Origin of the sequence: Bombilactobacillus thymidiniphilus, from assembly GCF_023380245.1 — a bacterium.
Classification (GTDB): Bacteria; Bacillota; Bacilli; order Lactobacillales; family Lactobacillaceae; genus Bombilactobacillus; species Bombilactobacillus thymidiniphilus.
In genome coordinates, this window is record NZ_CP093365.1 from 430,337 (window position 1) to 450,644 (window position 20,308).

Annotated in this window: 21 protein-coding genes; 5 read left to right on the forward strand and 16 right to left on the reverse strand. The window is 35.9% G+C overall.

The features are described 5' to 3' along the window. Positions 1-2: 2 nt before the first annotated feature. From MOO47_RS02340 to MOO47_RS02355, 4 genes are all read left to right on the forward strand, one after another. Positions 3-815 (forward strand): lipoyl protein ligase domain-containing protein, encoded by an 813-nt coding sequence (locus MOO47_RS02340; protein ID WP_249513226.1) that lies wholly within the window; start codon positions 3-5, stop codon positions 813-815. A gap of 3 nt (positions 816-818) precedes the next feature. Continuing rightward, on the forward strand, positions 819-2,162 hold the full coding sequence (locus MOO47_RS02345; RefSeq protein ID WP_249513227.1) for an HD domain-containing protein: 1,344 nt from the start codon (positions 819-821) through the stop codon (positions 2,160-2,162). A gap of 29 nt (positions 2,163-2,191) precedes the next feature. Further along, positions 2,192-2,554, forward strand: coding sequence for a large conductance mechanosensitive channel protein MscL (mscL, locus tag MOO47_RS02350; protein ID WP_249513228.1), 363 nt, complete (start codon positions 2,192-2,194; stop codon positions 2,552-2,554). A gap of 346 nt (positions 2,555-2,900) precedes the next feature. Then, positions 2,901-4,190, forward strand: coding sequence for a pectate lyase family protein (locus MOO47_RS02355; RefSeq protein ID WP_249513229.1), 1,290 nt, complete (start codon positions 2,901-2,903; stop codon positions 4,188-4,190). Positions 4,191-4,256: 66 nt separating this feature from the next. On the opposite strand, the gene MOO47_RS02360 is transcribed toward MOO47_RS02355, so the two are convergent. The 10 genes from MOO47_RS02360 to MOO47_RS02405 form a co-directional block, all read right to left on the reverse strand. Then, positions 4,257-5,204: a ribose-phosphate diphosphokinase gene (locus MOO47_RS02360; RefSeq protein WP_396022050.1), complete on the reverse strand. Its 948-nt coding sequence runs from the start codon at positions 5,202-5,204 to the stop codon at positions 4,257-4,259. Positions 5,205-5,281: 77 nt separating this feature from the next. Continuing rightward, the gene (glmU, locus tag MOO47_RS02365; protein ID WP_249513231.1) at positions 5,282-6,670 is read right to left on the reverse strand and encodes a bifunctional UDP-N-acetylglucosamine diphosphorylase/glucosamine-1-phosphate N-acetyltransferase GlmU; all 1,389 of its coding nucleotides are present in this window, start codon (positions 6,668-6,670) and stop codon (positions 5,282-5,284) included. A gap of 65 nt (positions 6,671-6,735) precedes the next feature. Further along, the gene (gene purR / locus MOO47_RS02370; RefSeq protein WP_249513232.1) at positions 6,736-7,590 is read right to left on the reverse strand and encodes a pur operon repressor; all 855 of its coding nucleotides are present in this window, start codon (positions 7,588-7,590) and stop codon (positions 6,736-6,738) included. 113 nt (positions 7,591-7,703) lie between these two features. Continuing rightward, a complete protein-coding gene (locus tag MOO47_RS02375; RefSeq protein ID WP_249513233.1) occupies positions 7,704-7,937 on the reverse strand; it encodes a Veg family protein in 234 nt (77 codons plus the stop codon). Positions 7,938-8,011: 74 nt separating this feature from the next. Further along, positions 8,012-8,902, reverse strand: a complete 891-nt coding sequence (gene rsmA, locus MOO47_RS02380; RefSeq protein ID WP_249513234.1) for a 16S rRNA (adenine(1518)-N(6)/adenine(1519)-N(6))-dimethyltransferase RsmA — start codon at positions 8,900-8,902, stop codon at positions 8,012-8,014. Next, positions 8,892-9,461, reverse strand: coding sequence for a ribonuclease M5 (gene rnmV / locus MOO47_RS02385; RefSeq protein ID WP_249513235.1), 570 nt, complete (start codon positions 9,459-9,461; stop codon positions 8,892-8,894). The genes rsmA and rnmV overlap by 11 nt, the downstream gene beginning before the upstream one ends. Next, positions 9,448-10,218, reverse strand: a complete 771-nt coding sequence (locus MOO47_RS02390) for a TatD family hydrolase (protein WP_249513236.1) — start codon at positions 10,216-10,218, stop codon at positions 9,448-9,450. Before MOO47_RS02390 ends, rnmV begins: the two co-directional genes overlap by 14 nt. Positions 10,219-10,227: 9 nt before the next feature. After that, positions 10,228-12,246: a methionine--tRNA ligase gene (gene metG / locus MOO47_RS02395; RefSeq protein ID WP_249513237.1), complete on the reverse strand. Its 2,019-nt coding sequence runs from the start codon at positions 12,244-12,246 to the stop codon at positions 10,228-10,230. An 83-nt stretch (positions 12,247-12,329) separates the two neighbouring features. Beyond that, entirely contained in the window at positions 12,330-13,025 is a 696-nt protein-coding gene (locus MOO47_RS02400; RefSeq protein WP_249513521.1) for an NAD-dependent protein deacylase, read from the reverse strand. Between the two features lie 3 nt (positions 13,026-13,028). Further along, positions 13,029-13,988: a hypothetical protein gene (locus MOO47_RS02405; protein WP_249513238.1), complete on the reverse strand. Its 960-nt coding sequence runs from the start codon at positions 13,986-13,988 to the stop codon at positions 13,029-13,031. A gap of 94 nt (positions 13,989-14,082) precedes the next feature. On the opposite strand from MOO47_RS02405, the gene MOO47_RS02410 reads away from it, so the two are divergent. Then, positions 14,083-14,595 (forward strand): YbhB/YbcL family Raf kinase inhibitor-like protein, encoded by a 513-nt coding sequence (locus MOO47_RS02410; protein WP_249513239.1) that lies wholly within the window; start codon positions 14,083-14,085, stop codon positions 14,593-14,595. A gap of 32 nt (positions 14,596-14,627) precedes the next feature. Here MOO47_RS02410 and MOO47_RS02415 read toward each other — a convergent pair whose 3' ends face one another. The 6 genes from MOO47_RS02415 to trpS all read right to left on the reverse strand — a co-directional run bounded on the left by MOO47_RS02415 (position 14,628) and on the right by trpS (position 20,299). After that, positions 14,628-15,515 (reverse strand): Ppx/GppA phosphatase family protein, encoded by an 888-nt coding sequence (locus MOO47_RS02415; RefSeq protein ID WP_249513240.1) that lies wholly within the window; start codon positions 15,513-15,515, stop codon positions 14,628-14,630. An 18-nt stretch (positions 15,516-15,533) separates the two neighbouring features. Next, a complete protein-coding gene (locus MOO47_RS02420; RefSeq protein WP_249513241.1) occupies positions 15,534-16,433 on the reverse strand; it encodes a DNA/RNA non-specific endonuclease in 900 nt (299 codons plus the stop codon). Positions 16,434-16,508: 75 nt separating this feature from the next. Then, entirely contained in the window at positions 16,509-17,216 is a 708-nt protein-coding gene (locus MOO47_RS02425; RefSeq protein ID WP_249513242.1) for a DUF4811 domain-containing protein, read from the reverse strand. Beyond that, the gene (locus MOO47_RS02430) at positions 17,213-18,685 is read right to left on the reverse strand and encodes an MDR family MFS transporter (RefSeq protein WP_249513243.1); all 1,473 of its coding nucleotides are present in this window, start codon (positions 18,683-18,685) and stop codon (positions 17,213-17,215) included. The genes MOO47_RS02425 and MOO47_RS02430 overlap by 4 nt, the downstream gene beginning before the upstream one ends. A 3-nt stretch (positions 18,686-18,688) precedes the next feature. After that, the gene (locus MOO47_RS02435) at positions 18,689-19,144 is read right to left on the reverse strand and encodes a MarR family winged helix-turn-helix transcriptional regulator (protein ID WP_249513244.1); all 456 of its coding nucleotides are present in this window, start codon (positions 19,142-19,144) and stop codon (positions 18,689-18,691) included. Between the two features lie 132 nt (positions 19,145-19,276). Beyond that, positions 19,277-20,299 (reverse strand): tryptophan--tRNA ligase, encoded by a 1,023-nt coding sequence (gene trpS / locus MOO47_RS02440; protein WP_249513245.1) that lies wholly within the window; start codon positions 20,297-20,299, stop codon positions 19,277-19,279. Positions 20,300-20,308: the final 9 nt, after the last annotated feature.

A 20,308-nucleotide genomic window follows, 5' to 3' on the forward strand; every position in this document is an offset into this window, starting at 1 on the left:
TTATGCCGGATAAAAATTTAGTGATCTATGATCAAAATTATCAAACTACTCAGCAACTGCAAAATATTTTCCCAGAAACCAGTTATTTATTATATTATTGTCAACAAATCCAACAACCAATAATTCATCTATGGCAGAGTCAGCCTACTGTTATTCTCGGACTGCGCGACAAACATTTAAATAATTTAAAAGCTGGGGTCAATTTATTGCGAGCCAAAAATTATGCTTATATGTTGCGTAATTCCGGCGGTTTAGCTGTCGTGAGTGATGCAGGAACAATTAATTTAAGCGTATTTTTACCCAATGCCAGCACCATTTCCATAGAAAAAGCGTATTTTATTTTGTATAAATTAATCCAACAAATGTTTCCCACACTGACAATTGAGCACTATGAAATCTCTGATTCTTATTGTCCAGGTGATTTTGATTTAGTTATCCAGCATAAAAAAATTGCTGGTTTAGCACAGCGTCGCCAACATCAAGCTTTAGTCATTATGGCTTATTTATCCATCAATGGTGCGCAACTGCAACGTGGAAATTTGCTACACCAATTTTATAAACAAGCTAATACTAATTATGATCCCCATTTTCCTACCGTTAATCCAGATTCCATGGCTAATTTGAATGATTTCACATCAGAGCAGTTGACTGTCGCTATTTTTAAGAAGCGTTTATTACAAATACTCAAGCCAAAATCATCAACAATTGACTTATTGAGTAACGAGCAACTGATTAAATTACCTGATTTTTCTGAGCTATTTAACAAAGAATTACGCAATCAAAAACAATTGAATCAAATTTTATTAAGGAGCTAAATTATGGAACAGACACAATTTTTATTGCCACATGAAAAAGTTTTTCGCGATCCTGTGCATAAATATATTCACATTGAAAATCGGATAATTTTAGATTTAATCAATACCCCTGAATTTCAACGCTTAAGACGTATCAAGCAATTAGGTACAACATCAATGACTTTTCATGGTGCCGAACATACTAGATTTGCCCATTGTTTGGGTGTTTATGAAATTACACGTCGCATTTGTGACAATTTTGCGCGCAATTATCCCAGCAAAAAAACGGGTGATGGCTTATGGAATGATGATGAACGTTTAGTAGCTTTGTGTGCTGCTTTGCTACATGATATCGGGCATGGGCCTTATTCACATACGTTTGAGCATATTTTTAATACTGATCACGAAGCTTGGACTCGCCAAATTATTACTTCACCACAAACCGAAGTAAATCAGATTTTACGTCACGTTAGCTCAGATTTCCCTGAAAAAGTAGCCAGTGTAATTGCCAAAACCTACCCTAATGAACAAGTTGTGCAAATGATTTCCAGTCAAATTGATTCAGATCGAATGGATTATTTATTGCGTGATGCTTATTTTACTGGTACTAATTATGGAACTTTTGACTTAGATCGCATTATGCGCGTGATTCGTCCTTATCAAGATGGTATTGCCTTTAATATTGAGGGCATGCACGCGATCGAAGACTATATTGTGTCGCGCTTTCAAATGTATCAGCAAGTTTATTTTCATCCTGTTTCACGGGGCATGGAAGTAGTATTACTAAAATTGCTACAACGAGCACAGTTTTTGTATCACAATCAACAATTAACTGACGAAGCACTACCACAATTATTGGTACCTTTTTTTCAAAAAAAGATCAGTGTAACCAACTATTTGCGCCTGGATGATGATGCTTTAAATACTTATTTTAATTTATGGCGTGATCACCCTGATTCTATTTTACGCGATTTAGTGCACCGCTTTTTGGATCGGCATCCGTTCAAATCTATCACTTATCAGCCTGAACAAATTGATTTAGTTAATAAAATGCGTGATTGGGTAAAAGATGCTGGGTTCACTCGTGAATTTTACAGTGCTTTAAATAATAGTTTTGATCTACCTTATGATTCCTATGATCCTTCTTCCAAAGAGCCTAAGACGCAAATCGAATTAATACAACCCGACGATACTTTGGTAGAGTTATCTACAAAAAGTGACATTGTCAGTGCCTTAAGTGGCCATTTTACTGGTGATCAGCGACTTTATTTTCCGAAAGAAATGCTGCTTGATCCACAAAATAGAACTTTGACACCTTATCTGCAAAATTTCCAAGAACATATTAACAACAATTCTTTAGTAAATTAGTTACTATAATACTATAGGAGATGATCTAATTGCTGAAAGAATTCAAGCAATTTATTACTAGAGGAAATGTACTTGATCTAGCGATCGGCGTTATTATTGGGGGCGCTTTTAACAACATCGTCAGTGCTTTGACTAAATATATTTTAAATCCCTTTATCGGCTTATTTTTAGGTAAAATTGATTTATCATCTTTGAAAATTGGTATGTTTCAAATTGGTAATTTTCTAAATGCTGTAATTGAATTTTTAATTATTTCTTTTGTGATCTTCTTAATAGTTAAAGCAATCAATAAAATCAAAAAACCTCAGCCATCTGCTGCACCAAGCAATGATGATTTATCGGTCAAATATTTACAAGAAATCCGTGACGAACTTAAAAATAGCAACAATTAACATATATAAGTAATAAAAATTTATTTCATAAAATAAATTATACTAAACATTGATATTCAACTATAGTAAAATAGTTATTGTGATGATAACTTTTGGTCGCTTTACTTATTGCTAACTTGATGATTATCATAATTCCCATCTTAACAATAAGCAAAAACCTATCAATTACAGAAAGGAGATTATAGGCACCCGATTTTTTCATTTGATGTATGACCAATAATTATTAACAATAAAAGTTATTAATTATTTATGATGATTCATTTGTCGCTTAATTAGAGCTCCAATTAGGTACAATCACATGAATGCACCCAATTTCAGACATAAGGATAGAGGTAGAATAATCACAATGATCAAATTCAAAAAATTGTGGCTTACAGCAGCTATTTTTTTAGCTGGTAGTGCTACACTGGCAAATAACAAGGTTGCCGCAGCAGATACACTAGAACCGGCTATTAATCAACAAGCTAGACAAATTGCAGGCAAAGACAATGGTTTTGCCTCTGGTACTACTGGTGGCTTTCAAGCCGACACTAAGCATACTTTTGTCGTACGTAATCGTGAACAATTAGTCAAGGCATTGAAAAAAAATAAAAATGGTGAAGACTTATTGATTGTTGTCGATGGTAAAATCAATATGAACGCCGATAGTCAAGGACGTGAATTAACAGCCGACGACTATGCGGATCCTGATTACAATTTGCCCGATTATTTAAAAGCCTATGATCCACAAAACTGGGGCTATGATAAAGTTCCTAGTGGTAAATTAGAAGAAGCGCGTTATCGTTCTCAAAAAAATCAAAATAAGCAAATCACAGTGAACATTCCTTCTAATACAACTATTTTTGGCATCAACAATGCCGCAATTGATGGTGGCAATCTGAATTTGAAGAATAGCACCAATATTATTATCCGTAACATCTCTTTTGAGACACCATACGACTTTTTCCCACAATGGGATCCTACCGATGATGAATTCGGTAATTGGAACTCTGAGTATGACAGCATCACAATCAAAGGTGCGCAAAAAGTTTGGTTAGATCACAATTATTTTACTGATGGTAAACATCCTGACAGTGAATCAGAAAAATATTTTGGTCGTAAATATCAACATCATGATGGTGTGATGGATATTGTTAATGGTGCCGATTATATTACTATTTCTAATAGTAAAATTACTAACCATGATAAAACGATGCTAATTGGAAACAGTGATTCCAAAACTTCTGATCGCGGCAAATTGCATGTTACTTTAAATGATAATATTTTTGAGGATATTGTCCAACGTCAACCGCGCGTACGCTTTGGTCAAGTTCATTTGTTCAATAATTATTTTACAAATACTAATCAATCCGGTTATCAAGCTAAATATATCATTGGTGCTGGCTTTGAGTCCCAAGTTCTCGCAGAAAATAATGCAATTAATATTGCCAAAATGAAACAAAAGAACATTATCAAAAATTTCAAAGCTACTAATTTAACTATGAAACAGACCCTTTTCAATGATCATTTATTACTTGATAATGGTATCGAACAAGGATTTAATCCTGTTACTTGGCAACCACCTTATAACTATGTGTTAAAAGATACTCAAACAATTGAGGCTAGCACAACTTCCAACGCTGGTCCTATTTTATAATAGATAACAAAAAACGACAGAATAATTAAATTCTGTCGTTTTTTATTTTACATAGTAAGCAAATATTTAATGTCTTTTAAAACGATTTTGGAATAATGGACTAACTGGTTCGTTGCCATAAATCCGTTTGATCGCTTCCCCAAGCAATGGAGCTACTGATATTTCCACCATCTTAGAAATCTTTTTTTCTTCTGGTATTTGAATTGAATCAGTTACCACAAGTTGCTCAATCGGCGCATCATCTAGGCGCTTAATTGCTGGACCGGACAAAACAGCATGCGTACAGCAAGCATAAACTTCATTAGCACCCGCTTCTTTCAAAGCTTCAGCAGCCAAAGAAATGGTTCCAGCAGTATCAATCATATCATCAATAATGATACAACGTTTATCTTTAACATCACCGATGATATTCATAACTTCTGACACATTGGGACGCGGTCGTCTTTTATCAATAATTGCAATAGGCGCCTTCAAAAATTCTGCTAATCGACGTGCACGAACAACACCACCATGATCAGGCGAAACAACCACAGCATCTTTTTCCAAACTATTTTCTAGGAAATAATCAGCCAACAAAGGAGACGCGTTCAAATGATCAACAGGAATATCGAAAAAGCCCTGAATTTGTACTGCATGTAAATCTAATGCCAACACACGATCCACACCAGTATTTTGTAACATATTAGCGACTAATTTTGCAGTAATAGGTTCACGTGCTCGAGCTTTACGATCTTGCCGCGCATAACCGTAATAAGGAATCACCACATTAATCATCGCTGCCGAAGCACGACGCAAAGCATCAATCATAATTAATAATTCCATCAAATTGTCATTGACCGGATCAGCTGTTGATTGGATCAAAAAAACTTCTGAACCACGAATACTTTCTTCGATGTTGATTTGAATTTCCCCATCACTAAAACGTTTTACCGAAGATTTACCTAAGGGTATCCCCACTTCTTTAGCAATTTTTCCAGCCAAAGGCTTATTAGAATTTAAAGCAAAGATTTTCATATGATTGCCAGAGCTCATTATCGACATCGTTTCTCAACTTTCTATACATAAAATATTTAATTACTAGACCAAAAACATTAATTCCAATCAGGATCTTGTCCTAAAGGCAACTTAGACCAATAGTCAGGCTTATTAACTTGTCTAGCCCGACCTATCGCCATATCGTGACGGTTAATATCAGCCGTAATGGTCGAACCTGCCGCTACAAAAGCATGATCGGCAATTGTGACTGGTGCCACAATATTAGCATTACTACCAATAAAAGCATGATCACCGACCTGGGTATGAAATTTTTGAACACCATCATAGTTAACAAAAACTACTCCACAGCCTATATTAACATCACTGCCAATTGTAGCATCACCTACATAACTCAAGTGTCCCACTTTACTGCGCGGACCTATCAAAGCATTCTTTACTTCACAAAAGTTCCCGATATGAGCCTGCTCACCAATTTCAGCCAGTGGACGCAGATGAGAATTTGGTCCAATGTTACTATAACTGTGCATTGTAGCTTGCTCTAAAGTCGAACTCACCACACGCACATGATCAGCCAAACAAGAATCCACAATCCGTGAACCACTGGTAATATAACAATCTGAACCAATTTTAGTTTTACCTTTTAGCACTACATTGGGTTCAATCAAAGTATCATTTCCTATTTGAACATCGATATCAATTGTTGTACTAGTAGGGTCTTGAAAAGTAACACCAGCGCGCATATGTTTTTCATTAATCCGCGCTTGCATAATACGGTTAGCTTGCGCCAATGCTACACGATCATTAACCCCTAAAGATTCAGTAAAATCAGGCATTTGATAAGCTATTACTTTATCTTGATTTGCTTGCATCAAGCCAATTACATCTGGTAAATAATATTCGCCTTGCGCATTATCGTTATTGACCTGATGTAAATATGCAAACAACTTTTGATTATCAAAACAGTAAACACCAGTATTAATTTCTGCAACTGCTTGTTGTTCAACCGTAGCATCTTTTTGTTCTACAATTTGCGTAACTTGACCAGTATCATTGCGCAAAACACGCCCATAACCAAAAGGATCTGGAGCTTTTGCAGTCAAAACTGTCGCTGCAGCTTTATTTTGTTCATGGTAAGCAAATAAGTCCTGTAAAGTTTGTGCAGTGAACAACGGTGTGTCACCGCTAATCACTAATGTTGTCCCAGTTTTGTCACCCAAAATATCTTCTGCTTGCAAAACAGCATGGGCAGTACCTAATTGTTCTTGTTGAAAAGCATACTCGGTTCTTTGCTGCAACAAATCTTGGACGCCGTTTGAACCAAAGCCAACCACAGTAACTACTTGCGTGGGCGAAATAGCTTCAACTTGCGTTAAAACATGGTCAACCATAGCTCGTCCACAAACTGGATGTAATACTTTATACAATTGTGAGTTCATGCGGGTTCCCTTACCTGCCGCCAAAATCACGGTAAAACGATCAGCCATTACTTGTTCCCTTCAATTTCATTTTTACTTTTACATAATAATCATACATTATTGATTTATAGCGCTCAATAATTTGTTGTTTCAAAGAGACTAAAATCAACTTGTTCCAGATAATTTCCTAGATTAACTTGTAATTCTGGTTGCGCTTCTTCTAGACCACTGACATTAAATAATGCCGTAGCCCCGTGATCAAAAGTTGGATTGCCATCATCTTTAGCTTCCACTAACACGGTAGCACCAACTAAATCACTTTCAAACTCTTGGATTAAATTCGTCATTCCTTTAATTGTACCGCCACCCTTCATAAAATCATCTACAGCTAAAACATGTGAATTAACCAGCAAACTTCGCTTAGAAAGTTCCATTTTTTCAACATGATGTGCAGATTCAGAAGCATAGTGGACACTTAAAGTAGGACCTTCAGTAATTTTGGATTCGCGTCGTACGATCACAAATGGCACATTCAAATAACTTGCAACACTTTGGGCAATCGGGATCCCTTTAGTAGCCATCGTCATTACCACATCAATATTGTCTTTTGCATACTGCGTAGCAATTAAGCGACCAATTTTTTTCAATACTGCAGAATTTCCTAACATATCCGATAAATAAAGATAACCTCCGGGTAAAATCCGCTGGGGATCAGCTAATTGCTGTTGCAAATCCAGCAAATAATTATTAGCAGTAGCCTGGTTAATACCTGGCGTATATAAAACACCACCACCAGCGCCGGGTAAAGTTTGAATTAAACCAATATTATTCCTTAAAAAGGCATGTTTCACAATCGTGATATCTTCGCTGATTGATGATTTGGCAGATTGATATTTCTTAGCAAAAAAAGTCAAAGGCACCAATTCATGCGGACGTGCCTTTAAGTAATTGGTAATGTCTATTAAACGTTCGCTACGTCGCACTTTCATAATAAATACCTACTTAATAATCAATTTATTGCTAATTATACCTGATAATTTAAACATTATTTGACTTGAAAGCTAATTTAAACATAAAAAAAGATTGTCTTTGCGACAATCTCCTATTCAAAAGTTAATTCAATTGACTTTGTCAACAAATCAGCATAACTATATGAAACACGTTCAAAAGAATTTTCTGTCTGATCTAGATCAACGACAAAAACAGAATGAAAAGTTTCCGCTAACTTGCCATGGCGACGAGTTACCCTTTTGCGACCAACTTGAGCAATTACAGTAATGCTTTCACCCACGTGATTATCCAACTTATTTTTAATCGAAGCAAATGTTGCCGGCATAAACTCAACCCCTTTGTTGCTTGATTATACCATTAAACAAAACAAATTTCAATTAATATATTATAAATAATAATTTATACTAAATTGGTAGCGTGTAATAATTTAGCCAATTTAACTAGATCAGCAATCGATAATTGCTCTGCTCTAACTTGGTGCAACCACTGTAATTGATCAAATATTTCTTGTAACTGTTCTTTATTAGCAGTTGTTTTACCAACCAAATTAATTAAATTGTTCCACAAATTTTTGCGTTTTTGCTTAAATACCGCATTAACCACTTTCATAAATAATTCAGTATCTTGAATACCATAATCTGGCTTTTTTGTTAGATCAAAACTAACAACTGCCGAGTCAACATTAGGCTGGGGTACAAATGCTGAACGTGGCACAATTTGCGTAATTTCTACTTCAGTCTTGGTTTGTACAGCAACACTTAAAGCACCGTATTCTCGATGATTAGGTTGGGCACTTAAACGCTCTGCCACTTCTTTTTGCATCATTAATACTAATCGCTGCAAGGAAACTTGTGCATTCAACAAATGCCATAAAATGGGTGTTGTAACATAATATGGCAAGTTGGCTACTACCTTAATAGATTTCGTTTGTAAATCATTTTTTGTAAAGAATTGCCGCAAATCAATTTGCAAAAAATCTGCATTAATCACTTGTACATTAGAATAATCTGCTAAATTTTCTTGTAAAACTGGTAATAAATTTTGATCCAATTCAAATGCAAAAACTTTGTGGGCTACTTTGGCTAATTGCTGCGTTAAAGCACCAATACCTGGACCAATTTCTAAAACAATGTCCGTAGATCCAATTTGCGCACTGTCAACAATTTGATCGATTACCACCGGTGCATTCAAAAAATTTTGCCCTAAACTTTTTTTCGGACGAATTCGATACTTTTCTAAAATTGCTCGCGTCCGTACTGGATCTGCAATGTCAAATTTTTCAACTGTCATGTAATTCCTCTTTTGCTTGCTGTAAAGCTTTGGTCAGCTGGGGTAACGTGATTTTAAACATGGCCAAGCGTCGCTGAAATTGCTTAGAATTAGCATAACCAATATGCAATATATCGCCCACTAACTCGCGCAAGCGCCTAGACTGTTTTTGCCCTACTAGACCACAATCAATTAGGTTTTGTGCTGTAATTGCAGCATTTTCCGTAGTCGTAGTTGTCCACAAGGCTGATAAAGCTTTTTTAATTACAGAACTGCTAGCGTGCTCTAAGCCAAGGCTACCGCGACGACTAGACGGAACACTATCTTGTCGACGCAAAAAAGCCTGCTTGACTCCCGGAACAGCAGCTACAATTTTGCGCCTAATCCGTTCACCATTGAAATCAGGATCCGTAATTACAATCACTCCACGTTTATTTTGAGCCTTTCTAATCAATTCAATGGTTTGATCACTAATTTCTGAACCATTAGTCTCAATGGTATCTACGTCGCCCAAAACTTGGTGCAAGCGCGCTGTATCATCGCGACCTTCTACTACAATAACTTCTTTAATTTTTGTCATTTACCTGATAAACCTTGTGTGCATTTTCCCAAGTCGCTTGTGCTAAAGTGGCTAACGGAATATTTTTTGTTTGTGCAACTGCCTGCGCTACATAATGTGCATAAGCAGGTTGATTCTTCTCACCACGGTGAGGTTCTGGCGTTAAATAGGGTGCATCCGTTTCCACTAAAATTCGGTCTAGCGGTGTCTGTAAAGCGGCCTGACGTACTTCTGGTGCATTTTTAAATGAGACAACCCCACTGTAAGAAATATAACAACCTAATTCCAAAAATTTATCCAGCCAATAAAGACTTCCATTAAAGCTGTGCATAATCATACCATGAGCCACAGGATGCTGCCGTAATATTTCATAAGTGTCGGCTAAAGCATCGCGAGTGTGGATATTGACTGGCATACTATTTTGTTGTGCTAATTCTAGTTGCTGAATAAACACAGCATGCTGTTCCTTAGCACTAGGATTTTGTTCCCAATGATAATCCAACCCAATTTCACCAATCGCCACAACTTTTTTTTGTTGCAATTGTTCACTTAAAGCTGGTTCATCATAAGCATCTGCATCTTCAGGATGCCACCCAATCACCGCATACAAATTAGCATATTGTTGAGCCAACTGCACAGCACGCTGATTAAACTTTTGATTAGAGCCTACAATTGCCATTTTATCCACGGATAACTGCTCAGCTGTTTGCAAATAATCTGGCACTTGATCCCATAAAGGATCATCATTTAAATGCGTATGTGTATCAAAAATTTTCATAGTCACCTTCTACTCAACACTTGATCCATTAACTAAATCTTCAGCTACTGTAATTAATTGGACTTGACCGTTATGTTCAGCAGATAACAACATGCCTGAGCTGATTTGTCCACGCATCTTGCGCGGTTGTAAGTTAGTGATTGCTAAAACTTTTTGATCTACTAATACTTGCGGATCTGGATAATACGTAGCAATACCCGAAATTATTTGGCGCGGTTTACTTTCACCAACATCCAATTTAAATTGTAGTAAACGATCAGCGCCCTTTACTTTATCCACTGCCAAAATTTGGGCAACCTTAATCTGCACCTTAGCAAAATCATCAATTTGAATCTCTGCTTTTTTTACATTATCCTCATCGGCTTGCGCTTTAGTTGCTGCAGATTTAGAAGTTTTCAAAGTACCAGCAACCTGAGCTTTTTTTTGTTGTTGATTCATTTGTTCCTTAACATAAGCCACTTCTTCATCCATATCTAATCGTGGAAAAATTGGTGTAGGCTTTTCGACAACTTTAGTCTGCGGTAAATGACCATAAGCCACATTCTTCATATCGTTCGGTCCAAAACCAAGTTGTGTAAAAATCTTTTGTGGCGCATGTGTCATCACCGGACTAATCAAAATAGCGATAATCCGCAAAGCTTCAGCTAAATGTGCCATCACATTATTTAAGCGTGCTTTTTGAGACTCATCTTTAGCCAATGTCCAAGGACTTGTTTGATCAATATACTTATTAGCCCGTGAAATAAATTGCCAAGTAATATCCAAAGCAGTCGAAAACTGAAATTTATCCATGGCACTATCATAACCTGCAATAGTTTGAGCTGCAGCATCTTCTAATTCTTGATCCACGTCCGTCTGCTTCAATTGCAATTCAGGAATTTGACCAGCACAATATTTATTAATCATCGAAACAGTTCGATTCAATAAGTTGCCCAAATCATTAGCTAAATCATAATTAATTCGCTGAATAAAATCTTCCGGTGTGAATACACCATCACTGCCAAAAGGAATAGCTCGCATCAAGTAATAACGCAATGGATCCAAGCCATAACGTTCAACTAACATCTCGGGGTAAACCACATTTCCCTTAGATTTAGACATTTTGCCATCTTTCATCAGCAACCAACCATGTCCAAAAATTTGTTTTGGTAATGGCAAATCCAATGCCATCAAAATGATTGGCCAATAAATAGTGTGAAAACGCACAATTTCTTTACCAACAAAATGTACATCAGCTGGCCAGTATCGATTAAATTTACTTTGATCAGCCGTACCATAACCTAAAGCGGTAATATAGTTCAATAACGCATCTACCCATACATAAACGACGTGTTTAGGGTCACTGGGGATTGGCACACCCCAACTAAAACTTGTTCGTGACATAGCCAAATCTTCCAAACCGGGCTTAATGAAATTATTGATCATTTCCTTTTTGCGACTTTCCGGTTGAATAAATTCGGGATGATCTTCATAATACTGCAACAATCGATCCGCGTATTTACTCATTTTGAAGAAATAAGAAGGTTCTTTTACTAATTGAACTTCATGTCCACTAGGGGCCTTACCACCAATCACTTGCCCAGAATCATCATGATAAACTTCCGCTAGCTGTGATTCAGTAAAATATTCTTCATCATCAACTGAATACCAGCCAACATATTCTCCTAAATAAACATCACCACTGTCGATCAGTTTTTGTACAATATTTTGCACGGCTTGCACATGTTGCTGGTCAGTAGTTCTAATAAAATTATCATTAGAAATTTCCAGCAATTGCCATAATTGTTTAATATCAGTTGCCATTTTGTCCACATAAGTTTGGGGATCAATATTTTGTGCTTGTGCTTTTTCTTCAATCTTAAGACCATGTTCATCAGTACCAGTTAAGAAAAAAACATCAAAGCCACGTGATCTTTTATAACGCGCTAGCGTATCAGCACCCACTGTAGTGTAAGAATTACCAATTGTTAACTTACCTGATGGATAATAAATTGGTGTCGTTATATAAAATGTTTCTCGGTCAGACATATTATGTGCCCCACTTCCTCTATCATTGTTTAAATTATAGCATTGAACCTACGTGTGCGAAATGTTTGCCGATTAATCTGCAATTAATCAAGATTTATTTGTCGAAATACGTCCACTGCATCACCGGTAATCATCACGTCATTAATACCGACCTCTAATGGTGTTTTATTAATAGCAACCAAGCGCGCATTTGGAGTTCGATATTGCAATAAACCAGCAAATGGATACACTTGAAAACTAGTACCGACAATAATTAATAAATCAGCTTTTACCACTGCAGCTACTGATTGTTGTACAGCTTGTTCAGCGATTCCTTCACCGTATAAAACTACATGCGGGCGAATTAAACCACCACAATTTTCATGTTGATAATTCTGCAAATATTGTTGCCAAGCTACCGGTTGCTGGCATTTGGTACAATAAGTATCATAAATATTGCCGTGAAATTCAATAACATTTTCATTTTGCAGCTTTTTGTCTAAACCATCAACGTTTTGCGTGATAATCATACCTTTTCGTTGTGCAATATCAGCCATTTTTTGATGGATAACATTAGGTTCAGCTTCTGGAAAATACAGATTAGTTTTGACAAATTCCCAAAAATCTTGCGGATGATTCACAAAATTATCATGACTGAGTTGATATTCAGCATTTTGCTTTCCTGCATAAACACCAGTTTGTGAGCGATAATCCGGAATTCCCGAAGCAGTAGACACTCCGGCACCAGTCATAAAAGTTACAAAGTTAGCTTGATCTATTAATTGCTGTAATTCCATTATTTTTTACCCCCCAGGACGTAGTTGATAACTAAGTTTTTGTTGCTGTAAAAAAGTTTGTATCGTTTGTTGATAAATTGCTAGATAGCCTTGTGGCGTATCCACATTTTTTGCATCTAAATGTAAATCGCCTACCAACTGACCATCATTAGCACCTACTAAAACATAAGCCGGTTGGCGCGTTGCCAAAGATAGATAGGTTAGATGCTTAATTTTGAAAACTTGGTCAACATTTAAACGCAGCTGACGTGCACTCAAAATTGGTTGTATCGCCACAAAATCCTGATATGGCAGTTCTTGGTAATGATGCTTTGCTAAAAACTGATTAAAAGTCTGCAATAATTTAACAATTGTTCGGCGCATCCCTGTTATTTGTTCCACTTTAGCAGGTTGCAAAATATCTTGATACATTTTATTAGCTGCTTGATAGGCTTTTGGATAAGCAACTTGCCATTGATTTAAATCACGTCCTTCACTAAAGACCAGACTATCTAGTAAAACTAAAACACTAAATACAAAATAATCACTTTGTTGTTCTTTGTCAGGTAACTTTTGTTGAACCCCTGCGCAAAACAACTGCTCTATTTCCAGCGTAATTTCTTTCGTTTGCCGTTGTTGCTTAGTTAATAAAACATGTTCCACACAACCAATCAAAGATATAGCAGTAGCTTTAATTTGCTGGTCTAATTGTGGGTTAGTAGTTGTTACTGGAAAATAAATTGCCACTGCAGAATCCAATTCCAATAAAATGTGACGCAATTCATGGGCCAACGTAAAGTTCAAATCTGCAGACTGCACCAGACGGATCTGCAAGTTGCCTGCTTCATCAATTCGATGCCCTGACTGATCAAAAGCTAGCCAAGATTGCCTAGTATCATTTAAATCAATATGGATTTCTTTAGAAAATTTCTTTTTAACTTGTTGATATAATTGTTGTACTGCTAAACTAAATTCGCTTATTTGCATTTCTTTCACCTAGATTGCTATAATTACAGCTGATTTATTTTCAAAAATTAAATACCTAGCGCGATTATAACAGATAAATTAAGAGGTCTTACTAATGGAAATTAATGTTACTTTACAAAATGGTCAATTGCCTAAAAAATATGGTAAATTTGCTGCAGCTGTTGATATTGCACAACAACATTATCCATTGCGTTCTTTCCCGATAATAATTAATAATATTAATCCGTTAGCTCAATCTCTAGCATTGACACTTGTAGATCCAGATTCGATTCCGGTTTGTGGTTTTGAGTGGATCCACTGGACCGCAGCTAACATTCCTACAGATATTCAACAAATTCCAGAAGATGCTAGCCAACACCCAACCTTTAACTTCTTGCAAGGTAAAAATTCAACAGCAGGATCATTGATTGGACAAACTAATCCAAAGATTAACCAGCATTTCAATGGTCCTACACCACCACAAGGATTGCATTTATACGAATTACGTATTTTTGCATTGGATAAAAAGTTAAATCTTACTGATGGTTTTTGGTTAAATGAGCTAAAACATGCGATGAATGGTCATATTATAGAGCATCAAAAATTAATTTTACCTTACCGTGGATAAAAATAACCCCAGAAAAATTTCTGAGGTTGTTTTTATTTATTTCTTTGATGCATAAATTCTGCTAAAACACCGTCTCTTAAGGCATAAGGGCAAAATAACACTCTTTGAATTGCAAAATGTTCAATAATATTTTTCAAAGGCATCAAGCCGACTGGCATAAAGGGTGCCCGCGAAAATTCCATATTTGATAAGGCTGAATTAGCTGCTAAATTATTGTGTTGAATTCTTTCAATCCAGCGCAAAATGGGCAAACTTTCCTGCCATGTATTAAAAGGTAGCTGCATAACTTCAAATAAAGAGCGATGAACACCACCAATAACCACCAAATCACTAATATTAGAACCATTAATTTCATGCCAACAATGCCGTAATAAATTAGTCAATTCTGATTTAGCTTGGCGGCTTAAACAATTTGGTTGGGACAACTTATCATATAGTTTAACAGCACCATAAGGCCAACAACCGGCTTGTTTTAATTGACGATTGTGCACGACACACAATTCAAAACTGCCACCGCCGGTATCTAAAAACAAAAAATCTCGCTTAGAAACGACCTTTTTAATTGCTAAATAATCGTAGTATGCTTCTTGCTGACCAGTTAAGACATTAATTTTGATAGCAGCTTTATTTTGAGCAGCAACTAAAAAGTCACGCTGATTTTTAGCTTGACGAACAGCTTCCGTTGCAATAGCTTTCAAATTTGTTACGTTCATCTGTTGAATAATAGTTCGAAATCGAACTAATACTGCAATGCCTGCTTGAAAGTTATCCGCATTAATACAGCCATCTGTAGTCATATTTTTGGCTAGCTGCACAAACTCACGGTAACGCTGAAATTCTTTTACTTGTTGTTGCTCAATTTGATAAATTGCCATCCTGATAGAATTAGATCCAATATCAATTAACGCTAACTTGGTCACCAGGCATCCTCCGTTATTTTAAACATTGGCTTGACCATTTTGATAATTAATAGTCACTCCAGATTGAGTATTAAATGTCCAAACATTTAAATGCAATGCACTAGGGTTTTTAATTGATTGCACTTGTACTTGAACACCACGTGCCACTAGCTCATTACCCTTATAGTAAGGAGTGGCTTGATAAAATACAGTATCATCTTGGTGTTGACGTAAAAAGTCGCGCACCTTAGTTTCTGTATAAGCCATACCACCGGGATTATTTTGCTGATTAGTGCCCACATTTTGTGCTCGTGTTCCTAGAATAACATTTTCGCTACTCATAGATCCACCTAAAGACCATGCCAATAAATGACTTTTATTATAAAGATAGCCATGATAATTAGCCAATTGAACTATTTGATTATTAGACTGCTGACCTTGCCATTGATTTGCAGCATTATCAAATATACCATCTAGATATTCTCCAGAAACTTTAGTAGATTCTGGAAAAGCTGGTCGTTTCATAACACTAGATGAATGTTTGACCACATCTTTATAACGCACAAAACTGCTTACTTGCTGGGTTCGTCCCAGATGATCAAATCCATGATATTGAGTATCTTGCTGATCATCTGACTCATTTATATACTGATTTAAATTAGACTTGATTTGTTGGATTTTATTTTTAGTTTGCGTCGAAAATTGTGGCTGATTATTATTTAAAATTACATAATTTTGTGGATATTTCTGAATATCAAATACTAAATTAGTCAGTTGTTCACTATTAGCTATCTGTTCTGTGGGCTGATTATTGCCTAAATGCGCTAAAAAATCTTTAATTGAAGTATTGCTATTCCCAAATAAGATAGCAATCACTAAAACAAGTAGAATCCACCACGACTTATAACCAGAATTTTGTTTTTGCTTTTTTTTACTCATCAAAACCTCATTCCAAAAAATACATCTCAACAGCCAAAAATTGCCTCCAAGATGTATTGTCTAGTAAATATAATTTTAATTGTTAAGCAGTTTCTTAATAATTTGTGACTGGTACTTATCAGTTAATTGCTTAATTAACTTGTCTTGCTGTTTAGAACTTAACTGTGGATTTTGTTGCTTTGCCTGTAACAAATCCGCCATAACCTTTTGTTCAATTTCAGATTCCATTTGCTTTTGCTTAGCAGGATCTTTGAAAACTTTGTTTAATTTTTTCATTTGCTTATCAGATGCCACTAACCAATTAGCATTCACATAAAAAGTGTTTACTGTCTGGATATGATGATTGTCGTTTTTCGCAATGCCAAACATCAACCTACTAAATTTATTTTGGTATTGCCAAACACGTTTTTGAGTGACTAGACGGGGTTTTTGTTTAGTAATTTTAACACGATTAATTGTTTTATCAGGATTAGTATGTTGTATCTTATTACTATTCCCATTTTTATAAAGATAAATTTTATCTTTACCATCAGTACCTAATTGCTTATAAATTAACATCGGCAACTCTTTGTTAGGCGCAACAGCAGAAATATAAGTGGTTTTTGTTTTGGTAACTTTTTGCATACCCAAGTGATAGTTATCATTGCGTACAATCAAAAACAAAATAACAATTAAGCAAAGATCTCCAATAATTCGAATAACATTGCTAAGTGATCTATTTTTTACATAGACACCACCTAAGTAGGCTATAAAGGTGAATAATGCTAATAATATAATAATCATTTTGCAATAACCTCCTCATCAGCATTATTTGTAGTTTGCTTATTTTTCAGGAGGAATGACAAACAAAAAGTAATGAAGCAAAGTACTACAGCTACTGCAAAAGCTGCATGATAACCTGAAAGTGTGGCGCTCATCATTTTGTTCTTGTAATCAATCGGTGCTGACTTTAATAAACTGTGTGCTGGTTTAGTCATATTGGTAACATTAGTCAGCACACTAATTAAAATAGCTGTTCCCATTGAAGTAAAAACTTGCCGTGTTGTATTGTTAACTGCCGTTCCATGACTGATTAAATTGAAAGGCAAAGCGTTCATTCCTGAAGTAGTAACAGGCATATTAACCATCGAAATTCCAAACATTCTAAAAGTATAAAGCGCAACAATATAAGTAATTGATGTGTGTTCATTTAAAAATAAGAATGGTATCGTTCCCGCAGTCAAGAAAAACATTCCCGTGGTAGCCAATTTCTTTGCACCAAAGCGATCAAAAGCAGCACCCGTAATAGGACTCATAATCCCGGTAATCAAGGCTCCTAATAATAAAGCTAGTCCTGAATGAAACGCAGATAAACCATGGACAGTTTGCAAATATAAAGGCAAAATCATTTCCACGCCCATCATTGCCATATTCGTAACCGACGATAAAATGGCTGCTAGTAAAAATTCATGAGATTTAAAAACTCGCAACTCCAAAAAAGGCTTATCTAAATGCAATTGTCGAAAACCAAAAATAACAATAAAAATCAAACCAATAATAATATTTACATACACGCTCGGGGAACCCCATCCGTTATCACCAACCGCTGAAAAACCATATAACAAAACACCAAAACCAATGGTCGACTCCAAGATAGAAACAAAATCAATTGAGCTAGCCTGTGTTTTCAAAACCGGACGCATTGTAAAGAAACTGACAATCAATACCAATGCCACAATAGGAATAATAATGCTGAATAAGTCCCGCCAAGTCCAATTGTCAATAACCCAGCCAGATAAAGTAGGACCAATGGCAGGTGCTAAACCAATTACTAGACCGCCTAGCCCCATGGCCATGCCTCGCTTTTCCTTGGGAAATACACTTAACATAATCGTCTGCATCAAAGGCATAGTAATACCAACAGCCACACCTTGAATCAAACGTCCACTAAGTAAAACGCCAAAACTATTAGCAAAATAACAAATAATTGTTCCTACTAGAAAAGTACTCATCGCAAAAATATACAATACTTTAGAATTAATCCGTGTGCTCAACCAAGCACTAATAGGAATCATAACTCCGTTCACTAACATAAATCCTGTAGTTAACCACTGCACTGTGGCTGCAGAAATATCAAAAGTTTTCATTAAAGTTGGAAACGCTGTTGCCAAAATAGTCCCATTTAAAACCGTACAAAACGTCCCACATAACAATGTAATAACCATGGCCAAACGATTAAAATGTTTGCCATTATTATCAATAGTACTATTCATAAACTACACCTCTTCTTCATTCATAAAATCTGGTACATTTAGTTCATTCCAAGCATTCTCCACTCTTTGAAGCAAATCCATCAAAGATTCAATTTCCTGATTGGAAAAATTCTTAAAAATTTTTTGATTCCACCAATTAACTAATTTATTGAAAGAATGGTAAAAATCTTTGGCTTTTGTTGTCGGAAAAACTAATTTACGACGCCGATTATCCGGATCTTCTTGACGATTAATAAAAGCACTTTTTTCTAAATGCCTTAATCCACGTGCCACACCAGACTCATTAGCTAACATTATTTTTGCTAAGCGCTGTTGGCTAACGCCAGGTGTATGCAAAACTTCTAACATCAACATACCGTCAAAATAATTCAAGTTATAATCTTTCAACAAATATTGCATGATTTTTTTCTTGGAGCGATATAAAATTACGCTAAAATGTATAAAATTTTCGCCATTCATTAAAATCCCTCCTTCAACAACCAGCATTGAACATTTTAGACTTTTGATACCATGTGTCAAGTGTTATCTGATGTTTACTGTTGCATATTGCATAATAAAAAGGACTGCAGATATCAAAATCTGCAATCCTTTTTATTTATTATCAAAGTAATTAACACCAATGGCTGCACGTACTTCTTGCAAAGTTTGATTTGCCACCTCATTAGCATGCAAGCTACCTTTTTGTAACATACGGTACACTTCACCAATATCTTGGCTATAATGCTTACGTTCTTTTTGAATTGGAGTCAAGACCGCATTTAAAACTTCTTCTAAATAGCGTTTAACTTTAACATCACCTAAACCACCAGCCTGGTATTGTTGTTTTAAAGATGTCACTTCAGCTTGATCCGTTGCAAAAATATCCAAGTATTCAAAAACAATATTGCCCTCAATTTGACCTGGATCGGCAACATGAATGTGCTTAGGGTCAGTGTACATGCGCATTATTTTTTGATGCAACACTTCTGGTTCATCTGATAAATAAATGGCGTTGTTCAAGGACTTACTCATTTTGGCATTACCATCTAAGCCAGGCAAACGACCGTGTCCCTTTTGTGGAAATAAGCCCTTAGGCTCTACTAAAACATTAGTTCGATAAATCGAATTGAAAGAACGGACAATCTCGCGAGATTGTTCTAACATAGGCTCTTGGTCATCGCCAACAGGTACAGTATCAGCTTTAAAAGCAGTAATATCAGCAGCCTGGCTAACTGGATAAGTCAAAAATCCTGCCGGTACGCTTTCCCCAAAACCCTTCTGCTTGATTTCTGTTTTAACTGTTGGGTTGCGCTTTAACCGTGCTAAAGTTACCAAGTCCAAATAATACATCGTCAGTTCATTTAAAGCTGGAATTTGTGATTGAACAAAAATAGTTGATTTGCTAGGATTCAGCCCCACTGCTAAATAATCTAGCATTACTTCAATTAAACTGGCTTGAATTTTTTGTGGATTACGTGCATTATCAGTCAGTGCTTGCATATCCGCAATCATAATAAAATTATCGTATTCACCACTATTTTGTAAGCGAACCCGATTTTTTAGTGAACCCAAATAATGTCCTAAATGTAACTTACCAGTCGGGCGATCCGCCGTCAAAATTGTATGTTTTGCCATATTATCCTC